Source organism: Cedecea neteri NBRC 105707 = ATCC 33855 (assembly GCF_001571265.1).
In the GTDB taxonomy this organism is placed as follows: Bacteria; Pseudomonadota; Gammaproteobacteria; order Enterobacterales; family Enterobacteriaceae; genus Cedecea; species Cedecea neteri.
In genome coordinates this window covers 84,927-101,593 of the sequence record NZ_BCTL01000001.1, presented here as the reverse complement: position 1 = coordinate 101,593, position 16,667 = coordinate 84,927, and the positions used below count along the sequence as shown (strand labels likewise).

Genomic DNA, 16,667 nt, shown 5'->3' with positions numbered 1-16,667 from the left:
CCGAGCTTGCAAGCGGAACATGAAGGATTAAAAGAAAATGCCGGGAGAAACCCGGCATAGCCTGATTACAGGAGGATTAAACCGGGAGGGGTTGTTTTTGCTGCTGAATATCTTGCTCAATACCGGAACGGACATCCTGCGGTATGTTTAACGCATCGCCCAGGGCGTTCAAATAGCTACGTTCCATAAAATGATCGATATCGATAGCCGTGCAGCTTAGGTAATAAAGCTCCAGCGCTTCCTCCTCGTTTCTTACGCCTTGCGCAAGCTGGTGAGGATCTAACGGCCTGTCGATAGCCCGTTCAACGAGCGCTTTGCCTTCACCGTCGATACCGACTTCACGTAATTGCTGCTCAATAAACTGCCGCTCTTTTGCATCGATGTGGCCGTCACTTTTCGCAGCAAAAACCAGCGCGGTAATTAATCTTTCGGTACGAACATCAACCGACGAGTGCGGCTCGCTCCAACCAGCGGAAACGGGCTGGTTCTGGCGGACCCGTTCCTTGTATTTATTCCATAACACGCTTCCCGCAACGGCGCCGCCACCAACCAGAAGAGCGCTGGTGCCGTATTTTGTTAACAGTTTACGGGAAGATTTACTCGCCAGCAGTAACCCGGCTAACCCGCCCAGCGCCCCCGGCACCAGAAGTTTACCGATCCCTTCGGGGCCATTACCGGCAGCAGGCTGTGAGGATTGAGGGGAAGTGGATTGCCCCAGTAGCGACTGAAGCTGCTGTAACCAGTTATTCATGACGGAGACCCTCTGTTGACTTAACTCGTCGAGAGTAGGCCACGGGACGTCAAGAAACGTCGAACAGCGCTAAAGAAGGGAAAAGAATCGCGCCGGCTGACCGGCGCTTACAGCAAATCCGTATTACGCGGCTTTGGTGCGTTTACGTCCAGGGTGCTCGCTGACGTTATCATCGGCAGCCGACGCTTGCTCAGACTCAACTGATTCTGTTTCTGGCTCAGCCGGGTTTAACTCAGGTTCCGGCAGCTTGCCGTTTTTCAATACACCCGCCAGCAGATCTTTGTTTTCCGCCATCCACATCGCCAGGGTATCGCTCTGCCCTTCATCCAGCGCAATCGGGCTTTGCTGCAGCCAGTCGCCGAGGACTTCGGCCAGATCCAGCATTTTGTCGTAAGCGTCAGCATCCTTTTTACTGGCAAAGGCCATTTTTTCTTGTCCCTCTCTCACCACAACATATTTAATCTCGACCGCCATTTTGCAGCTCCGTTTTACCTGTTTATTTATCCAGTATATCGCCAATCATTTTATCACACAAGCCGGAAAGCCGCTGCCAACGCAAACGTTTTCGTTTATACTTCCCCGGTCTTTTTCTTTGTTAAGGCTAAATCACATGTCAACGTTGGGAACAGCTCTGCGCCCGGCAGCTACGCGAGTTATGCTGCTGGGTTCCGGTGAATTGGGTAAAGAAGTGGCCATTGAGTGTCAGCGCCTCGGGGTAGAAGTTATCGCGGTCGATCGCTATGCAAATGCACCGGCGATGCACGTCGCACACCGCAGCCACGTGATCAACATGCTGGATGCCGCGGCGCTAAAAGCGCTTGTCGCCGCCGAAATGCCCGACTTTATCGTTCCTGAAATTGAAGCTATTGCCACTGACGCCCTGCTGGAGCTTGAAGCCCAGGGCCAGCGAGTAGTGCCATGCGCTCGTGCGACCAGGCTAACCATGAACCGCGAAGGTATTCGCCGTCTGGCCGCAGAAGAACTCCAGCTGCCTACTTCCAGCTACCGCTTCGCCGACAGTGAAGACGCTTTCCGCCAGGCCGTCCAGGAGATTGGCCTGCCTTGTATTGTCAAACCGGTGATGAGTTCCTCCGGCAAAGGCCAAAGCTTTATTCGCACCGCCGACCAGTTGGCTAAAGCCTGGGAATACGCCCAGCTTGGCGGGCGCGCCGGTAAAGGCCGGGTCATTGTCGAAGGCGTGGTCAATTTTGATTTTGAAATCACTTTGCTGACCACCAGCGCCGTCGACGGCGTGCATTTCTGCGCGCCTATCGGACACCGCCAGGAAGATGGCGACTACCGCGAGTCATGGCAGCCGCAGCAGATGAGCGACATCGCGCTGGCAAAATCGAAAGAGATTGCGGAGAAGGTCGTTACCGCGCTAGGCGGCCACGGCCTGTTCGGCGTTGAGCTGTTTGTCTGCGGCGATGAGGTCATTTTCAGTGAAGTCTCCCCTCGCCCGCACGACACCGGCATGGTGACGTTGATTTCGCAGGATCTTTCTGAGTTTGCCCTCCACGTTCGCGCCTTCCTCGGCCTGCCCGTCGGTGAAATTCGTCAGTATGGCCCTGCCGCGTCGGCGGTGATCTTGCCAGAGTTGCACAGCGATAACGTTAAGTTCGGCAACGTAGGTGCGGCGCTGGGCGGCGGTTTACAGGTTCGCCTGTTCGGTAAACCGGAAATTGCGGGTAAACGCCGTATGGGCGTCGCATTGGCGACCGGTAGCAGCGTCGATGAGGCGGTTGCCAGAGCCGTGGCATCTGCCGCGCAGGTGAAAGTTGAAGGATAAAAAAATCGCCCTCAGGTGAGAGCGATTTAATCATTGAGCCCCGCTAAACACGGGGCTTTTTTATGGCTTACAGCTTAGCGCCTTCCACGGCTTCACGGGCAAGCTTAGTGATACGGTCGTAGTCGCCCGCTTCCAGCGCATCGGCCGGTACCAGCCAGGAGCCGCCGATGCACAGCACGCTTTTCAGCGCCAGGTAATCGCGGTAGTTAGCCGGGGAGATACCACCGGTTGGGCAGAAACGCACCTGTGAGAACGGCCCGGCAATCGCCTGCAGCGCTTTGGTGCCGCCGTTGGCCTCCGCAGGGAAGAATTTAAACTCTTTCAGGCCGTAGTCCATACCCAGCATCAATTCAGAAACGGTGCTGATACCCGGAATCAGCGGAATGCTGCCTTCGGTCGCGGCTTTCAGCAGCGGTTCGGTCAGACCCGGGCTGATGGCAAACTGCGCGCCCGCTTCGGTCACTTCTGCCAGCTGCTGTGGGTTCAGCACGGTCCCCGCGCCGATGATAGCTTCAGGCACTTCTTTCGCAATCGCGCGAATGGCGTCGATAGCACAAGCTGTACGCAATGTGACTTCCAGCACGCGGACGCCACCGGCCACCAGCGCTTTCGCCATCGGCACAGCATGTTCCAGCTTGTTAACAACAATGACCGGCACAACCGGGCCGGTTTTCAGGATCTGTTCTGCTGTAGTTTTCCAATTTTTCATCTGAGCGCCTCTTAGCCACTTTTAATCTGTTCCGGGGCATTGCTGCCACGGGTTTAAAATTTAATGCAGGTTGCGCCTTGTTCAGCGCCTGAAAGCTGTTCGCGCAATGCGCCGAATAACTCCCGCCCCGTCCCTACGCGCTCGGCGCTGAGATCCGGGTGATAAGCAGTGCGCGCCGCAAGTACGGCTTCATCGACCAGCAACGTTAGCTCGCCCGTTTGGCCATTGACGCGAATCATATCGCCATCCTGCACCTTCGCCAGCAGCCCGCCGTCATACGCTTCCGGGGTAACATGGATTGCGGAAGGCACCTTGCCTGAAGCGCCGGACAGTCTTCCATCTGTCACCAGAGCAATTTTGAAACAGCGGTCCAATAATACTCCAAGCGGCGGCATAAGTTTATGCAATTCTGGCATGCCGTTCGCTTTTGGCCCCTGATGGCGCACCACGACAACGCAATCACGGTCCAGTTTACCGGCTTCAAACGCCGGTAAAACGTCGTGCTGGCTTTCAAAAATAACCGCAGGCGCTTCAATCACCTGGTTTTCTACCGGCACCGCTGAGGTTTTCATCACCGCACGGCCCAGGTTCCCGCTCAACACTTTCGTTCCGCCGTGGCGGGAGAACGGTTTTTCCATCGTGGCGATGACGTCGCCGTCCAGCGGCTCGCTGGCACCTTCACGCCAGGCAAGCTGGCCGTTGTCGAGCCACGGTTCCATGGTGTAATGATGCAGGCCAAAACCGGCCACGGTATTAACGTCTTCGTGCAGCAGGCCGCCTTTCAGCAACTCGCGCATCAGCACCGGTACGCCGCCCGCTGCCTGGAAGTGGTTAATGTCCGCCGGGCCATTCGGGTATAGACGCGCCAGCAGCGGCACAATTTCGGAGATCTCGGAGAAGTCGTCCCAGTTAATAATGATCCCGGCAGCACGAGCCATCGCCACGAGGTGCATGGTGTGGTTAGTCGAGCCGCCGGTTGCCAGCAGAGCAACAATACCGTTCACCACCACTTTCTCGTCGATCATTTTCCCGAGGGGCATCCATTCGTTGCCGTTGCCGGTCAGGCGAGTGACCTGACGTGCGGCGGCATCCGTCAGCGCGCGACGCAATTCAGCATCGGGCTGAACAAAAGAAGAACCCGGCAGCTGCATGCCCATAAACTCAACCACCATCTGGTTGGTGTTTGCCGTGCCGTAGAAGGTACAGGTGCCCGGTGCATGGTAAGAAGCGGCCTCGGCTTCCAGCAGTGCGAGACGGTCCACTTTACCTTCCGCATAAAGCTGGCGAATGCGGACCTTTTCTTTATTCGGCAGGCCGCTGGCCATCGGGCCTGATGGAACGAAAAGCGCAGGTAAATGACCAAACGACAGCGCGGCCATCGTCAGCCCCGGCACGATTTTGTCGCACACGCCAAGGTAGAGCGCGCCGTCAAACATATTATGGGAAAGCCCAACCGCGGTAGACATGGCAATCACTTCGCGGCTCAGCAGAGAAAGCTCCATACCATCCTGGCCCTGAGTCACCCCGTCGCACATCGCCGGAACGCCGCCGGCCACCTGCCCCACTGCGCCAACGGAATGCAGCGCCTTACGGATTTGCTCAGGATAATGTTCATACGGCTGATGGGCGGAGAGCATGTCGTTGTAGGAGGTGATGATCGCAATATTGTTACGCAACATGCTTTTCAGCGCCGCCTTATCGTCCGGCTGGCAGGCAGCAAAACCATGCGCAAGGTTACCGCAGGCAAGCTCCGAGCGGTGAACCGTGTTGCTCCTGGCTTTCTCAATGCGTGCCAGGTAGGCTTCGCGCGTTGGGCGGGAGCGTTCGATAATACGCGATGTTACCCGTAACAAATTTGGATGCATAGAAGTTCCTCAGAAAGTGGCTGTTCCCCCGCACTGATATCGTCATGTTCAGGGCTGCTGACACTAACCTGGTAGCCCATATAACTTGATGTCGGGAGCAAAAACGCTTCAGCTAGTGTAAATAAAAAAGCCCCGCGGGTGAATCCACGCGGGGCTATTATTCATAAAAAACTATGCCACTTCTGTGTTAGATCATGTTACCGGTAAAATGAGGAACATTTGTTAGTGACGTTTTACCGGTTATGTTCACGACCTGTTACTCAAATTCGTTCCATGAGTGACCGTCACGGGTAATCATCGCCACGGAAGCCACCGGCCCCCAGGTTCCGGCCTGGTATGGTTTTGGCGCATCGTTATCCGCAGCCCAGGCTTCGGTAATGGAGTCTACCCATTTCCACGCCTCTTCCACTTCATCACGACGAACAAACAGCGCCTGAATGCCCCGCATGGTTTCCAGCAGCAGACGTTCATAGGCATCCGCCAGATGAGACTCGTTGAAGGTCTCGGAGTAGCTCAGATCCAGCTTGGTGGTTTGCAGGTTATGCTTGTGCTCCAGGCCCGGGACTTTGTTCAGGATCTGGATATCCACGCCTTCATCCGGCTGCAGACGAATAGTCAGCTTGTTCTGCGGCAATTCCTGCCAGGAATCTTTAAACAGATTCAGTGCAGGGTTTTTGAAGTACACAACGACTTCTGAACATTTGGTCGGCAGACGTTTCCCGGTACGCAGATAGAACGGCACGCCGGCCCAGCGCCAGTTGTCGATATCTACGCGAATAGCCACGAAGGTTTCGGTGGCGCTGGATTTGTTCGCGCCCTCTTCTTCCAGGTAACCCGGCACTTTCTTGCCCTGCGCAAAGCCAGCGGTGTACTGACCGCGCACGGTTTTATCCCGCACATTGGTGCGATCAATGCGGCGCAGCGACTGCAGAACCTTCACCTTCTCATCGCGGATATGGTCAGCGGTCAGGTCAGACGGGGGAGACATGGCAATCATGCACAGGATTTGCAGCAGGTGGTTTTGAATCATGTCGCGCATCTGCCCGGCCTGATCGAAGTAACCCCAGCGGCCTTCAATCCCCACCTCTTCGGCCACGGTGATTTCTACGTGATCGATAGTGCGGTTGTCCCAGTTGTTCGCGAACAGGGAGTTGGCAAAACGCAGCGCCAGCAGGTTAAGAACGGTTTCTTTACCCAGGTAGTGGTCGATACGGTAAACCTGGCACTCTTCAAAGAACTCACCCACCTGATCGTTGATCTGCTGGGAAGTTTCCAGGGAAGTCCCGAGGGGTTTTTCCATGACGACACGAGCAGGCTTGGCGTTAAGTTTCGCTTTACCTAACCCTTTGCAGATGGCGCCAAAGGTGCTTGGCGGCATGGCGAAATAGTTGATAGTAACCCGATTCTGCTGGTCGAGCATTTTGCCCAGCTTAGTAAAAGCAGAGGTGTCATTGACGTCCAGGTTACAGAAATCCAGACGACCGCTTAGTTTGTCCCACAGGCTCTCGTCAATCTTCTCTTTCATGAAGGTTTCGAGGGCTTCGCGGACAACTTTGGTGTATGCCTCTTTATCCCACTCTGCGCGGCCAACACCCAGAATACGGGTCTCCGGGTGGATTTGACCTGCTTTTTCCAGCTGATACAGGGATGGCAACAGTTTCCGGCGCGCCAGGTCGCCTTTTGCACCGAAAATGACCAGATCGCACGCCTGGGCTGTTTGCGTTACCGCCATGTTTGTCTCCTCGTTTCGGATATCCCGGCTTTTACCGGCCCTCAGGGGCACGGATAGCATTAAGCCAGGCACGTCTTGTAATTTTATTACGCTGCAATGTACTGCTTTTGCTGAATTGAGGACAACCGTTAACCCCGGTTTGACCGCCTCAATTGCTAACTTTTCCCACAATGCCGCACTAAAGCGTCATTTAATGACGTTTTTTTGCGCGATGTAACCGTTGCCAAAGTTAGACACCGATCATGTAATGAAAAAAAACAACAACATTACTCCGGCGACTCGCCCTATCACATTTTAGCAAGAGTATATTCTTGCTAAATCGGCCCACGATTTCTTCTGTTGCTGAAATCGCTAAAACCCATGAGTGCCCGCCTTTATGAATATGCTGGAAAAAATCCAGTTACAGCTGGAACACCTTAGCAAATCGGAACGCAAAGTCGCAGAAGTGATTCTTGCTGCGCCTCAGGACGCCATTCACTCCAGTATCGCTACGCTTGCCCGCAGCGCTGACGTCAGCGAGCCCACCGTGAACCGCTTTTGCCGTCGTCTTGAAACCAAGGGCTTCCCAGATTTTAAACTGCACTTAGCTCAGAGTCTGGCGAATGGCACACCGTATGTAAACCGGAATGTTGATGAAGATGATAGCGTCGAGTCCTATACCGGTAAGATATTTGAATCCGCCATGGCGAGCCTTGATCGGGTTCGTCAGTCACTGGATATGTCTGCGGTGAACCGGGCCGTCGATTTGCTTACTCAGGCAAAGAAAATTGCCTTCTTTGGGCTCGGTTCTTCCGCTGCCGTCGCACATGACGCAACCAATAAGTTTTTCCGCTTTAATGTCCCGGTGATTTACTCAGATGACGTTGTTATGCAACGTATGAGTTGTATGAATTGTACCGAGCAGGATGTGGTGGTGCTTATCTCTCACACCGGCCGGACTAAAAATCTGGTTGAGCTGGCGCAGTTAGCCCGTGAAAACGATGCCATTGTGCTCGCCATCACCTCTGAGGGCAGCCCGCTTGCCCGTGAGGCGACGCTTTCTCTGCTGCTGGATGTGCCAGAAGATACTGATATTTATATGCCTATGGTGTCTCGCCTGGCGCAGCTTACCGTCATTGACGTGCTGGCGACGGGCTTTACTTTGCGTCGAGGGGCAAAATTCAGGGATAACTTGAAGCGAGTCAAGGAAGCGCTCAAAGAATCGCGCTTTGATAAAGAACGCCTTCTCTCAGGCGATCAACGTTAATTTTTGATAACAAAGTTGTAACTTATTAGGCTGTTCGGTTACGTTGTCATGGGTGTTCACAGCGCACCCTGACCTACCGAGTTTTTTGTTCACGCAACACCAAGTTGTTTCAGTCAACGGAGTAATACATGTCCAGACGGCTACGTAGAACCAAAATCGTTACCACCTTAGGCCCGGCAACCGACCGCGATAATAATTTAGAAAAAATTATTGCCGCCGGCGCTAACGTGGTGCGAATGAACTTCTCCCACGGTTCACCTGAAGATCACCAACTGCGTGCGGATAAAGTGCGTGAGATTGCCGCAAAACTGGGGCGTCATGTGGCGATCCTCGGCGATTTGCAAGGCCCTAAAATTCGCGTATCGACCTTTAAAGAAGGCAAAGTATTCCTCAACCTTGGCGATAAATTCCTGTTGGACGCCAACCTTGGAAAAGGCGAAGGCGACAAAGAGAAAGTGGGCATCGACTATAAAGGCCTGCCGGCCGACGTTGTGCCAGGAGACATTCTGCTGCTCGACGATGGTCGCGTGCAGCTCAAAGTGCTGGAAGTCCAGGGCCTGAAAGTGTTTACCGAAGTGACCGTAGGCGGCCCGCTATCCAACAACAAAGGGATCAACAAGCTGGGCGGCGGCCTGTCAGCCGAGGCGCTGACCGATAAAGACAAAGCGGACATCGTGACCGCGGCCAAAATCGGCGTTGATTATCTGGCCGTCTCCTTCCCACGCTGCGGTGAAGATTTGAACTACGCCCGTCGCCTGGCGCGTGATGCGGGCTGCGATGCGAAAATTGTGGCGAAAGTTGAGCGTGCGGAAGCCGTCTGCGACGAAGCCGCAATGGACGACATTATTCTCGCCTCTGACGTGGTGATGGTTGCCCGAGGTGACCTCGGCGTCGAAATCGGCGACCCGGAGCTGGTCGGCATCCAGAAAACCCTCATTCGCCGCGCGCGTAAGCTGAATCGCGCCGTGATCACCGCCACCCAGATGATGGAGTCGATGATCACCAACCCAATGCCAACCCGTGCGGAAGTCATGGACGTGGCAAACGCCGTGCTGGACGGCACCGATGCGGTGATGCTGTCTGCAGAAACTGCGGCAGGTCAGTACCCGGCAGAAACCGTGGCGGCAATGGCGCGCGTTTGCCTGGGTGCGGAAAAAATTCCAAGCATCAACGTGTCTAAACACCGCCTGGACGTGCAGTTCGATAACGTTGAAGAAGCCATCGCGATGTCCGCGATGTATGCCGCTAACCACCTCAAAGGGGTTACCGCCATCATTTCTATGACCGAGTCCGGCCGTACCGCGCTGATGACGTCTCGCATCAGCTCCGGCCTGCCTATCTTTGCGCTGTCCCGGCACGAACGTACGCTGAACCTGACCTCGCTGTACCGTGGCGTAACGCCGGTCTACTTTGATAGTGTGAACGAAGGCGTTGTCGCCGCCAACGATGCGGTAAACCTGCTGCGCGATAAGGGCTATCTGATCTCCGGCGACCTGGTCATCGTGACCCAGGGCGACGTGATGAGCACCATTGGCACCACCAACACTACCCGCATCCTCTGCGTGGAATAATCCACGCAAACCCTAACCGGGTAAACCCGACAAAGCCGCAACCTCCCGTTGCGGCTTTTTTATTTCCCGCACCAACACCCGCCAGTAAATCCACACTGAGTTCATCGTTTTAATTTTATAGCCACCCACAATGATACGTTATAACATAACAAACTGACATAATCAGACTTTCTATTTCGCCAATTTCTGAACAGGCACGTTCATTTTGAGTACCCACAGACATGATGAAAATCAAACGCAACCTCTTATATCCTGGCGTGTTTCTGGCGCTTATTTCTCATCCGCTTTTTGCCGCAGACTGCAAGACGGCATCGTGTGAAGAAAACATCACGGTAGTAAGCCAGGCCCCTGCGGAGCGGCCACCCGCCAGCGGCACGGCCTCACGCCTGGGCCTGACTGACAAAGAAACACCGCGGTATGTGGAAACCTTTTCACAAAAACAAATCGTCGCGCAGGGTGACCGCACGCTTGCCGAAACGGTCAGTCACGCCGCCGGGATGTCCGGCGTGGCCTCCCCTACGCTTTCCAACAGTTTTTCTCTGCGTGGTTTTATGCCCATAAGCTGGCTGCTGGACGGGCTGGAAATGCCCGGCAGTACGCTGCAACTTGGCAATCCAGCCCACTATCAGCAGGTGGATATTTTGCACGGCCCGGGTTCCGCGCTGAATGGCCTGAGCGCAACCGCCGGTAGCGTCAACCTTGTGTCACATCAACCCAGCTTTGTTGACTCCCCCGCCATGCTCCGCTACCAAGTGGGTAGTTACAGTACCCAGTCCTTGCAGGGCGGAGCGGGGGGGACGCTGATTGAGGACAAGGTAGCCTGGCGTCTTGATGCTTCGGGTAGCGAAGGGCACAGCCAGGTTCAGCATGAACGCAACCGGCAGTCCAGAGTCAGCGGCTCGCTGCTGTTCCGCCTTGCTGACGAAACCACTCTGACGCTTTACGGCGACAGAATGAATAACAGCAGCGACAACCCTTACTTCGGAACGCCGCTGATTGAAGGCAAGGCGCAGGAACGGCTGCGCGGTATTAACTATAACAATCTGACCGATGCCAGAATTGCCAGCCATGCTACTGCATTGCAGGCTGTGCTCGACACGACTATCGCCCCAGGCATAACCTTTAAGAACCACACCTGGTATTACAACGGCTATCGCTTCTGGCATAACGTTGAGCGCTATCGCTACAATGCAGCCTCTCCGGACACCGTCAATCGTGACTCCTGGGGTGACTTAAGTCATAAAAATACGCTGCTGGCCAACCGCTCAAGCGTCTCAATAGACCACACCTTACTGGGCCTTGATAACCGAATGGTCGGCGGAATTGAGCTGCAAACCAGCCGTTTCGACTACCAAAAAAACGGATTTCCCGGCTCGCAGGATGTCCCTTTATTCAATCCGCCACGTGAACCATTTAGCGCCGAAACAAGTATTAGCCGCGCCCCATGGAGCAAGGTCACCCAGCGCCAGTATGCGGTCTTTATAGAAGACAGCCTGCAACTGACCGACGGCCTCAGCCTGCTCAACCAGCTGCGATTTACGCGACTGGATATGGACTGGCATTACTTCGCTCCGGCTCGCAGCGAAAGTCAAAATCGCAGCTTCATTAACGCCGGTATCGGCCTGAACTGGGATATCAGCGACGATACAACGCTCTATGCCAGCTACGCCAACGGCAAGGAAGCTGGCAGCGACATTTTCTTCCTCAGTGCAGATCAAACTCATTTGCCGCTCACCCAGTCACAACAATGGGAAACCGGCATTAAGAGTCGGTTCTGGGATAATAAAGCATCCGTTAATCTTGCCCTCTACCAGTTGCGCAAGAAGAATCTCTTTACCCCTTCAGCCACCACGCCAGGCGAACTCCTGGCTATAGGGCAACAAACTTCACAGGGTATTGAGCTGTCAGCCACGGCCCGGCCAACCGATCGCTGGGAGGTGACGGGCAACGTGGCATGGACTCATGCAAGGTTCGATAGTTTTAGTGCAGGCTCCCCACCTGAAAACCTGGACGGCAACCAGCCCGCTTACGTCCCGACCTGGACCAGCAATCTGGCGCTGACCTGGCATCCCCTCGCTCCGCTCAGCTTGAGGAGTGATTTGCGCTACGTCGGCAGCAGCTACAACGACAGCCGCAATGCTAAAAAGATGGACGACTACATCACGCTGGATCTGGCGGCAGAATATCAGCTGACGCCCAAAGTTAGCCTGGGAACGCGGGTTCGCAACCTGACCGATACGTTCTACTCCTATCAGCGCACTTACGACGGCCAGGCCCTGATCGCCCCTTCACGCACCTGGGAAGGCTGGATAACGGTATGGTTCTAATGCTGAAGGCTTTTATGTTGGCGGCTGCAGGTCTTCTCTTTTCATCTGGTTCTTCGGCCGTCACGGTGACCAATTGCGGTGTGCCGCAAACAATGACCTCCGTACCCACGCGCATCGTCGTTTATGGCAATCCTGCTCTGGAAAACCTTCTGGCACTGGGCATACGCCAGGAAATTGTTGGCGTCGTGGGCTATGACCCGGCCAAAGATCCTATGGGCTTTTCTGCGCGTAATGCCCTGTCATTACCCGTCGTTGCCCGGACTGGGCTTATTTCCGCCGAGGCGCTGCTGATGCTGCGCCCCGAAATGATCTACTCCTCAAGCTGGTACTGGTTTTGGTCCCCGGAAGGGGCAAGCCGGGATCAAATCACAGGCTGGGGAATATCAAGCTGGCTCTCTCCCGGCGCCTGTAGCGGCCAGCAGAGCGCGCCGAAGGAAAGAATCAGCTTCGCCGTTTTGTTTCAAGAAATAAAAGATCTGGCCAAAATTATGCATTTTGAGGAACGGGGACAGGCGCTGGTTAGCCGGGAAGAAGAACACCTTGCAACCCTGCGCCAACGCGCCGCCAAATTGGCTCCGGCTCGCCTGCTCTGGTGGTATTCCGGCACCGACTCGCCGTATGTTGCAGGCTGCTGTGGCGTGCCGGACATGCTGAGCAAAGAAAGCGGCAACCGCAATATTTTCTCGGACATCTCTGCGCTATGGCCAAACGTCGCCTGGGAAGAAATAGCCCGTCGGGACCCGGATATTCTGGTGCTGGCCGATTTGCCTCGCGGCAGTACCGGTGACAGCGCTAAAGATAAAATAGCCTTCCTCGAACACTTTCCCCTGACCTCAGGCCTTCGCGCCGTGAAAGAAAAAAAATTTATCATCCTGCCAGGCTATGACATGGATCCCTCAATCCGCTCAGTGGACGCACTGGACAGGCTTATCACCTCACTTTCTACCAAGGAAAATCATGACTAACACCACATGGAATACTCTTGTCACCCTCTGGGACCAGCAGCAAAGCGCTTATATTGCCAGCAGGGAAGCTCGCTTCGACGCCCTGATGGATACGCTTGCCTTACAGTTCAAGGGAGAATTCTCGCTGCTCGAGCTTGGCTGTGGGCCTGGATCCCTTACAAAACGCCTTCTTGAAAGGTTTCCTGCAGCACACGTTACCGCCGTGGATGTTGATCCCGTGATGTTAGCCATCGCCCGCGAAACGCTTGCCGGTTATGACGATCGAGTGCGTATTCTTTCTGCCGACCTGGCCACACCAGCCTGGCAGGACAAAATAATTGGTCCTCGCCCGGATGCCATCGTCTCGAGCACGGCGCTGCACTGGCTTATGCCGGACAGACAGCACATCCTGCACGGTGAGATCCTGAAATTGCTTGCCGATAACGGCATATTTCTCAACGCTGACCACCAGCGCTTTAACCCGGCAGACGGCAATAAAAAAGCCGTCAGCGAGCGTCATGATGCCCGAACTCAACAGCTGGCATGGGATAAAGGCGTAGTTGACTGGGACAGATGGTTCACCCTTGCTAAAGAAATACCAGAAATTGCCGACCTGATCCCTGCCCGTGAAGCCGTTTTCGCAGGCCGCCCGGTTCCCCCCTCAACGACGCTGGCCTTTCAGTTGGCAAGCCTCAGTCAGGCTGGTTTCAGCGAAACAGGTACGCTGTGGCAGCTCATGGACGATTACCTGATTGCCGGTTGGAAATAAGCACATGCTGCCATTGCGCCTGCTGCTGTGCGGTGTGGCATCTCTGTTTGTGCTGATTTACAGCCTGCGCTTTGGGGCCGTGACGTTATCCCTGAGCGAAGTCATTCAGCTTCTACATTTGGCTCCCGTTGAAGAGCCGCGACTGGCGCTATACCAGAAGATAGTCTGGTCACTACGCTTGCCCAGAGCGCTGCTGGCGATGGTCTGCGGCGGCGGCCTGGCGCTCGCAGGCGCCGTACTTCAGACCCTGACCCGAAACCCGCTGGCCGACCCTTGGCTGCTGGGTATTTCTTCCGGAGCGGGTCTGGGGGCCGTCACCATTATCGCCCTCGGCGTTCAGCCGCTGCTAACGGCCATGCCCGGCGGGGCTTTTATCGGGGCTCTGGCAGCTTTTGGGCTGGTTTTGCTGCTCGCCGGACGAACCATTATGCAGCCGGCCCGGTTTATGCTCTCCGGCGTGGCGATTGGGCAATTGCTCAGCGCAATCACCTCATTAATCGTCTTCTGGCAAACCGATGCGACAACCTCGCGTGGCTTTACCTTCTGGCTACTGGGTGCGTTTGGACAAGCGACATGGCCACAGGTGGCTATCTGTGCCGCCGCGCTATTCTTTGTGGGGACGCTTTGCCTGGCGATGTCCCCAACGTTGAATGTTATGGCGCTGGGAAATTTGGCCGCTAAGGGCCTGGGCGTGAACGTTTTCGCCCTGCAAATATCACTCTACCTGGCCATCACGCTGCTCACTGCTACCCTGGTGTCGTTTTGCGGCGCAATTGGCTTTGTCGGACTGACCGTTCCCCACCTGGCAAAAATGATAATCGGCAATCGTCATCAATGGACTTTGCCCGCCAGCATTCTCTGTGGTGCGATGCTGACGCTAGTGTCCGATACGCTGGCTCGTACGCTATTTGCCCCCAGAGAACTTCCTCCCGGCGTCATCACGGCGCTTATCGGCGTGCCGGTATTTCTTTTAGCTCTTCGCCGTCGCCCGCCCCCTTAATTCTCCGCGCAGGATGGTTCCGGCCAGGCTGCGCTTTCCCCTGGGCACTTACGCTGCCACCGTTAAAGTTGTCACGAAATTGTTAACTCTTGAAGAGGATTTAGTGAGTATTCTCTTTATAAAGTGCAGGCATATATGCATGAGGAGCCCCGTCATTTCCGCCCGGCTCTCCGTTCTCTCTCTGATACAGGAACATCATGATGCTGGTCATTATTCTTGCTTATCTGGGCGGCCTGTTAACCATTGCCAGCCCTTGTATCCTGCCGGTACTGCCGTTTGTCTTCGCACGATCCGACCAGCCGTTTGTCCGCACAGGGCTTCCGCTTCTGGCGGGCATGGCGTTAACTTTCACGCTATTCGCTACTCTGGCAGCCGTCGGGGGCGGCTGGGTCGTCGCGGCTAACCAATATGGTCGCGGCATTGCACTGGTATTGATGGCCGTTTTCGGCATCACGCTGCTGTTTCCTCGCCTAGCCGAGCGCATAATGCACCCTCTGGTTAACGTGGGGAACTCACTCTCTAACCGTGTGGCTCCGGGCCAGCCAGCGGGTCCAGGCGCTTCATTTTTACTCGGCATTGCCACCGGGCTGCTTTGGGCACCCTGCGCTGGTCCCATTCTGGGGCTGGTGCTGACCGGCGCAGCCCTGCAGGGGGCAAACGTAGGTTCCACGCTGCTGCTGTTGGCCTATGCCGCAGGCGCGGCCACCTCGCTGGCGCTGGCGCTTCTGATCGGCGGCAAAGTATTCAGCGCCATGAAACGCTCTCTGGGCGTTGGGGAGTGGATCCGTCGAATTCTGGGCGCTGGGATGTTACTGGGCGTCGTCGCTATTTCCTTTGGCTTAGATACTGGCGTGCTGGCCCGGCTGTCAACGGCCTCCACCGGCGGCATTGAACAAGCGCTGGTGAAACGCCTCTCCCCGGACAGCACCACGGCCAATGCCCCCTCGCCCGCCTCCGTGGTGAAAACGTCAGATGACGACGCCATTCCAACCCTAACCGATGCTGGCGTAATGCCTTCGCTTAACGGCGCAACGCAGTGGCTAAACTCGCCTCCTCTCACCGCAGAATCGCTGAAAGGCAAAGTCGTCCTCGTGGATTTCTGGACTTACTCCTGCATTAACTGCCTGCGCTCGCTGCCTTATGTGAAAGCCTGGGCCGAAAAATACCGCGATCAGGGTCTGGTGGTGATTGGCGTCCACGCGCCGGAGTTTGCCTTTGAGCGTGACGTCAATAACGTCACCAAAGAGGCGAAAAAACTGGGGGTTACTTATCCCATCGCCATTGATAACGATTACAGCATCTGGCGGGCGTTCAATAACCAGTACTGGCCTGCGCACTACTTTATCGATGCCAGCGGCCACATTCGCTACGAGCACTTTGGCGAAGGCGATTATGCACAATCCGAACGCGTCATTCAGGAACTGCTGCGCCAGGCGGGCGCTAAAAATGTTAACAGCGGCATCAGCACCGTTTCTGCCAGCGGCGTAGAACAGGCGGCCAGCGGCCAGAATGACATCTCTCCAGAAACCTATCTCGGCTATATGCGGGCGCAGAACTTTGCCTCTGGCGAAGTCACCGGAGACAAACCGGCAGACTACAAAAAACCTTCCGCACTGCCTCTGGATAGCTGGGGACTCGAAGGTAACTGGACCATCGGCGGGGAGAACATCACGCTTAATCGTCCGAATGGCCGCATTGTTTACCAGTTCCATGCCCGCGATCTGCACCTCGTCCTCGGCCCGGGTGCAGAAGGCAAGCCGGTACATTTTAAAGTCACCCTCGACGGTCAGGCGCCAGGCAGCGTCCACGGGTCAGACATTGCCCCGGACGGCAGCGGCACGGTGACGGAACAGCGCCTTTACCAACTGATTCGCCAGTCGAGCGGCAGCGGCGAACATACCTTCAGCATTGAGTTTGAAGATGCGGGCGTGAACGCCTATGCCTTCACATTCGGTTAACCGGGA

Annotated in this window: 13 protein-coding genes; 8 read left to right on the top strand and 5 right to left on the bottom strand. The window is 55.5% G+C overall.

The window, feature by feature from the left end:
- Positions 1-76 precede the first annotated feature (76 nt).
- Positions 77-751: a tellurite resistance TerB family protein gene (locus CNE01S_RS00490; protein WP_061272212.1), complete on the bottom strand. Its 675-nt coding sequence runs from the start codon at positions 749-751 to the stop codon at positions 77-79.
- Between the two features lie 123 nt (positions 752-874).
- The gene (locus CNE01S_RS00485) at positions 875-1,225 is read right to left on the bottom strand and encodes a YebG family protein (protein ID WP_061272210.1); all 351 of its coding nucleotides are present in this window, start codon (positions 1,223-1,225) and stop codon (positions 875-877) included.
- A gap of 136 nt (positions 1,226-1,361) precedes the next feature.
- On the opposite strand from CNE01S_RS00485, the gene purT reads away from it, so the two are divergent.
- Positions 1,362-2,540 (top strand): formate-dependent phosphoribosylglycinamide formyltransferase, encoded by a 1,179-nt coding sequence (gene purT, locus CNE01S_RS00480; protein ID WP_061272209.1) that lies wholly within the window; start codon positions 1,362-1,364, stop codon positions 2,538-2,540.
- Positions 2,541-2,607: 67 nt separating this feature from the next.
- On the opposite strand, the gene kdgA is transcribed toward purT, so the two are convergent.
- The 3 genes from kdgA to zwf form a co-directional block, all read right to left on the bottom strand.
- Entirely contained in the window at positions 2,608-3,249 is a 642-nt protein-coding gene (gene kdgA / locus CNE01S_RS00475; RefSeq protein WP_061272208.1) for a bifunctional 4-hydroxy-2-oxoglutarate aldolase/2-dehydro-3-deoxy-phosphogluconate aldolase, read from the bottom strand.
- A 53-nt stretch (positions 3,250-3,302) separates the two neighbouring features.
- Complete coding sequence (gene edd / locus CNE01S_RS00470; RefSeq protein ID WP_061272206.1) at positions 3,303-5,114, bottom strand: phosphogluconate dehydratase; 1,812 nt, start codon at positions 5,112-5,114, stop codon at positions 3,303-3,305.
- A gap of 256 nt (positions 5,115-5,370) precedes the next feature.
- Entirely contained in the window at positions 5,371-6,846 is a 1,476-nt protein-coding gene (gene zwf, locus CNE01S_RS00465; RefSeq protein ID WP_008453964.1) for a glucose-6-phosphate dehydrogenase, read from the bottom strand.
- Positions 6,847-7,222: 376 nt separating this feature from the next.
- On the opposite strand from zwf, the gene CNE01S_RS00460 reads away from it, so the two are divergent.
- From CNE01S_RS00460 to CNE01S_RS00430, 7 genes are all read left to right on the top strand, one after another.
- On the top strand, positions 7,223-8,092 hold the full coding sequence (locus CNE01S_RS00460) for a MurR/RpiR family transcriptional regulator (protein WP_061272204.1): 870 nt from the start codon (positions 7,223-7,225) through the stop codon (positions 8,090-8,092).
- Positions 8,093-8,220: 128 nt separating this feature from the next.
- Positions 8,221-9,663, top strand: coding sequence for a pyruvate kinase (gene pyk / locus CNE01S_RS00455; protein WP_061272202.1), 1,443 nt, complete (start codon positions 8,221-8,223; stop codon positions 9,661-9,663).
- A 221-nt stretch (positions 9,664-9,884) separates the two neighbouring features.
- On the top strand, positions 9,885-11,990 hold the full coding sequence (locus CNE01S_RS00450; RefSeq protein WP_245874420.1) for a TonB-dependent siderophore receptor: 2,106 nt from the start codon (positions 9,885-9,887) through the stop codon (positions 11,988-11,990).
- Positions 11,981-12,955, top strand: coding sequence for an ABC transporter substrate-binding protein (locus CNE01S_RS00445; RefSeq protein WP_082763176.1), 975 nt, complete (start codon positions 11,981-11,983; stop codon positions 12,953-12,955). The genes CNE01S_RS00450 and CNE01S_RS00445 overlap by 10 nt, the downstream gene beginning before the upstream one ends.
- Entirely contained in the window at positions 12,948-13,703 is a 756-nt protein-coding gene (locus CNE01S_RS00440) for a class I SAM-dependent methyltransferase (RefSeq protein ID WP_061272201.1), read from the top strand. The genes CNE01S_RS00445 and CNE01S_RS00440 overlap by 8 nt, the downstream gene beginning before the upstream one ends.
- Before the next feature lie 4 nt (positions 13,704-13,707).
- Positions 13,708-14,703: a FecCD family ABC transporter permease gene (locus tag CNE01S_RS00435; protein ID WP_061272198.1), complete on the top strand. Its 996-nt coding sequence runs from the start codon at positions 13,708-13,710 to the stop codon at positions 14,701-14,703.
- A gap of 197 nt (positions 14,704-14,900) precedes the next feature.
- Positions 14,901-16,661 carry a cytochrome c biogenesis protein DipZ gene (locus CNE01S_RS00430; RefSeq protein WP_245874417.1) on the top strand — a complete coding sequence of 587 codons (1,761 nt, stop codon included), beginning with the start codon at positions 14,901-14,903 and terminating at the stop codon, positions 16,659-16,661.
- The last annotated feature ends 6 nt before the right edge of the window (positions 16,662-16,667 follow it).

Coding starts and splice junctions, on each gene's coding strand:
- CNE01S_RS00450 (WP_245874420.1), top strand. CDS start 9,885: ATGATGAAAATCAAACGCAACCTCTTATATCCTGGCGTGTTTCTGGCG.
- CNE01S_RS00430 (WP_245874417.1), top strand. CDS start 14,901: ATGATGCTGGTCATTATTCTTGCTTATCTGGGCGGCCTGTTAACCATT.
- edd (WP_061272206.1), bottom strand. CDS start 5,114: ATGCATCCAAATTTGTTACGGGTAACATCGCGTATTATCGAACGCTCC.
- CNE01S_RS00490 (WP_061272212.1), bottom strand. CDS start 751: ATGAATAACTGGTTACAGCAGCTTCAGTCGCTACTGGGGCAATCCACT.
- CNE01S_RS00485 (WP_061272210.1), bottom strand. CDS start 1,225: ATGGCGGTCGAGATTAAATATGTTGTGGTGAGAGAGGGACAAGAAAAA.
- CNE01S_RS00435 (WP_061272198.1), top strand. CDS start 13,708: ATGCTGCCATTGCGCCTGCTGCTGTGCGGTGTGGCATCTCTGTTTGTG.
- CNE01S_RS00440 (WP_061272201.1), top strand. CDS start 12,948: ATGACTAACACCACATGGAATACTCTTGTCACCCTCTGGGACCAGCAG.
- purT (WP_061272209.1), top strand. CDS start 1,362: ATGTCAACGTTGGGAACAGCTCTGCGCCCGGCAGCTACGCGAGTTATG.
- CNE01S_RS00445 (WP_082763176.1), top strand. CDS start 11,981: ATGGTTCTAATGCTGAAGGCTTTTATGTTGGCGGCTGCAGGTCTTCTC.
- zwf (WP_008453964.1), bottom strand. CDS start 6,846: ATGGCGGTAACGCAAACAGCCCAGGCGTGCGATCTGGTCATTTTCGGT.
- pyk (WP_061272202.1), top strand. CDS start 8,221: ATGTCCAGACGGCTACGTAGAACCAAAATCGTTACCACCTTAGGCCCG.
- kdgA (WP_061272208.1), bottom strand. CDS start 3,249: ATGAAAAATTGGAAAACTACAGCAGAACAGATCCTGAAAACCGGCCCG.
- CNE01S_RS00460 (WP_061272204.1), top strand. CDS start 7,223: ATGAATATGCTGGAAAAAATCCAGTTACAGCTGGAACACCTTAGCAAA.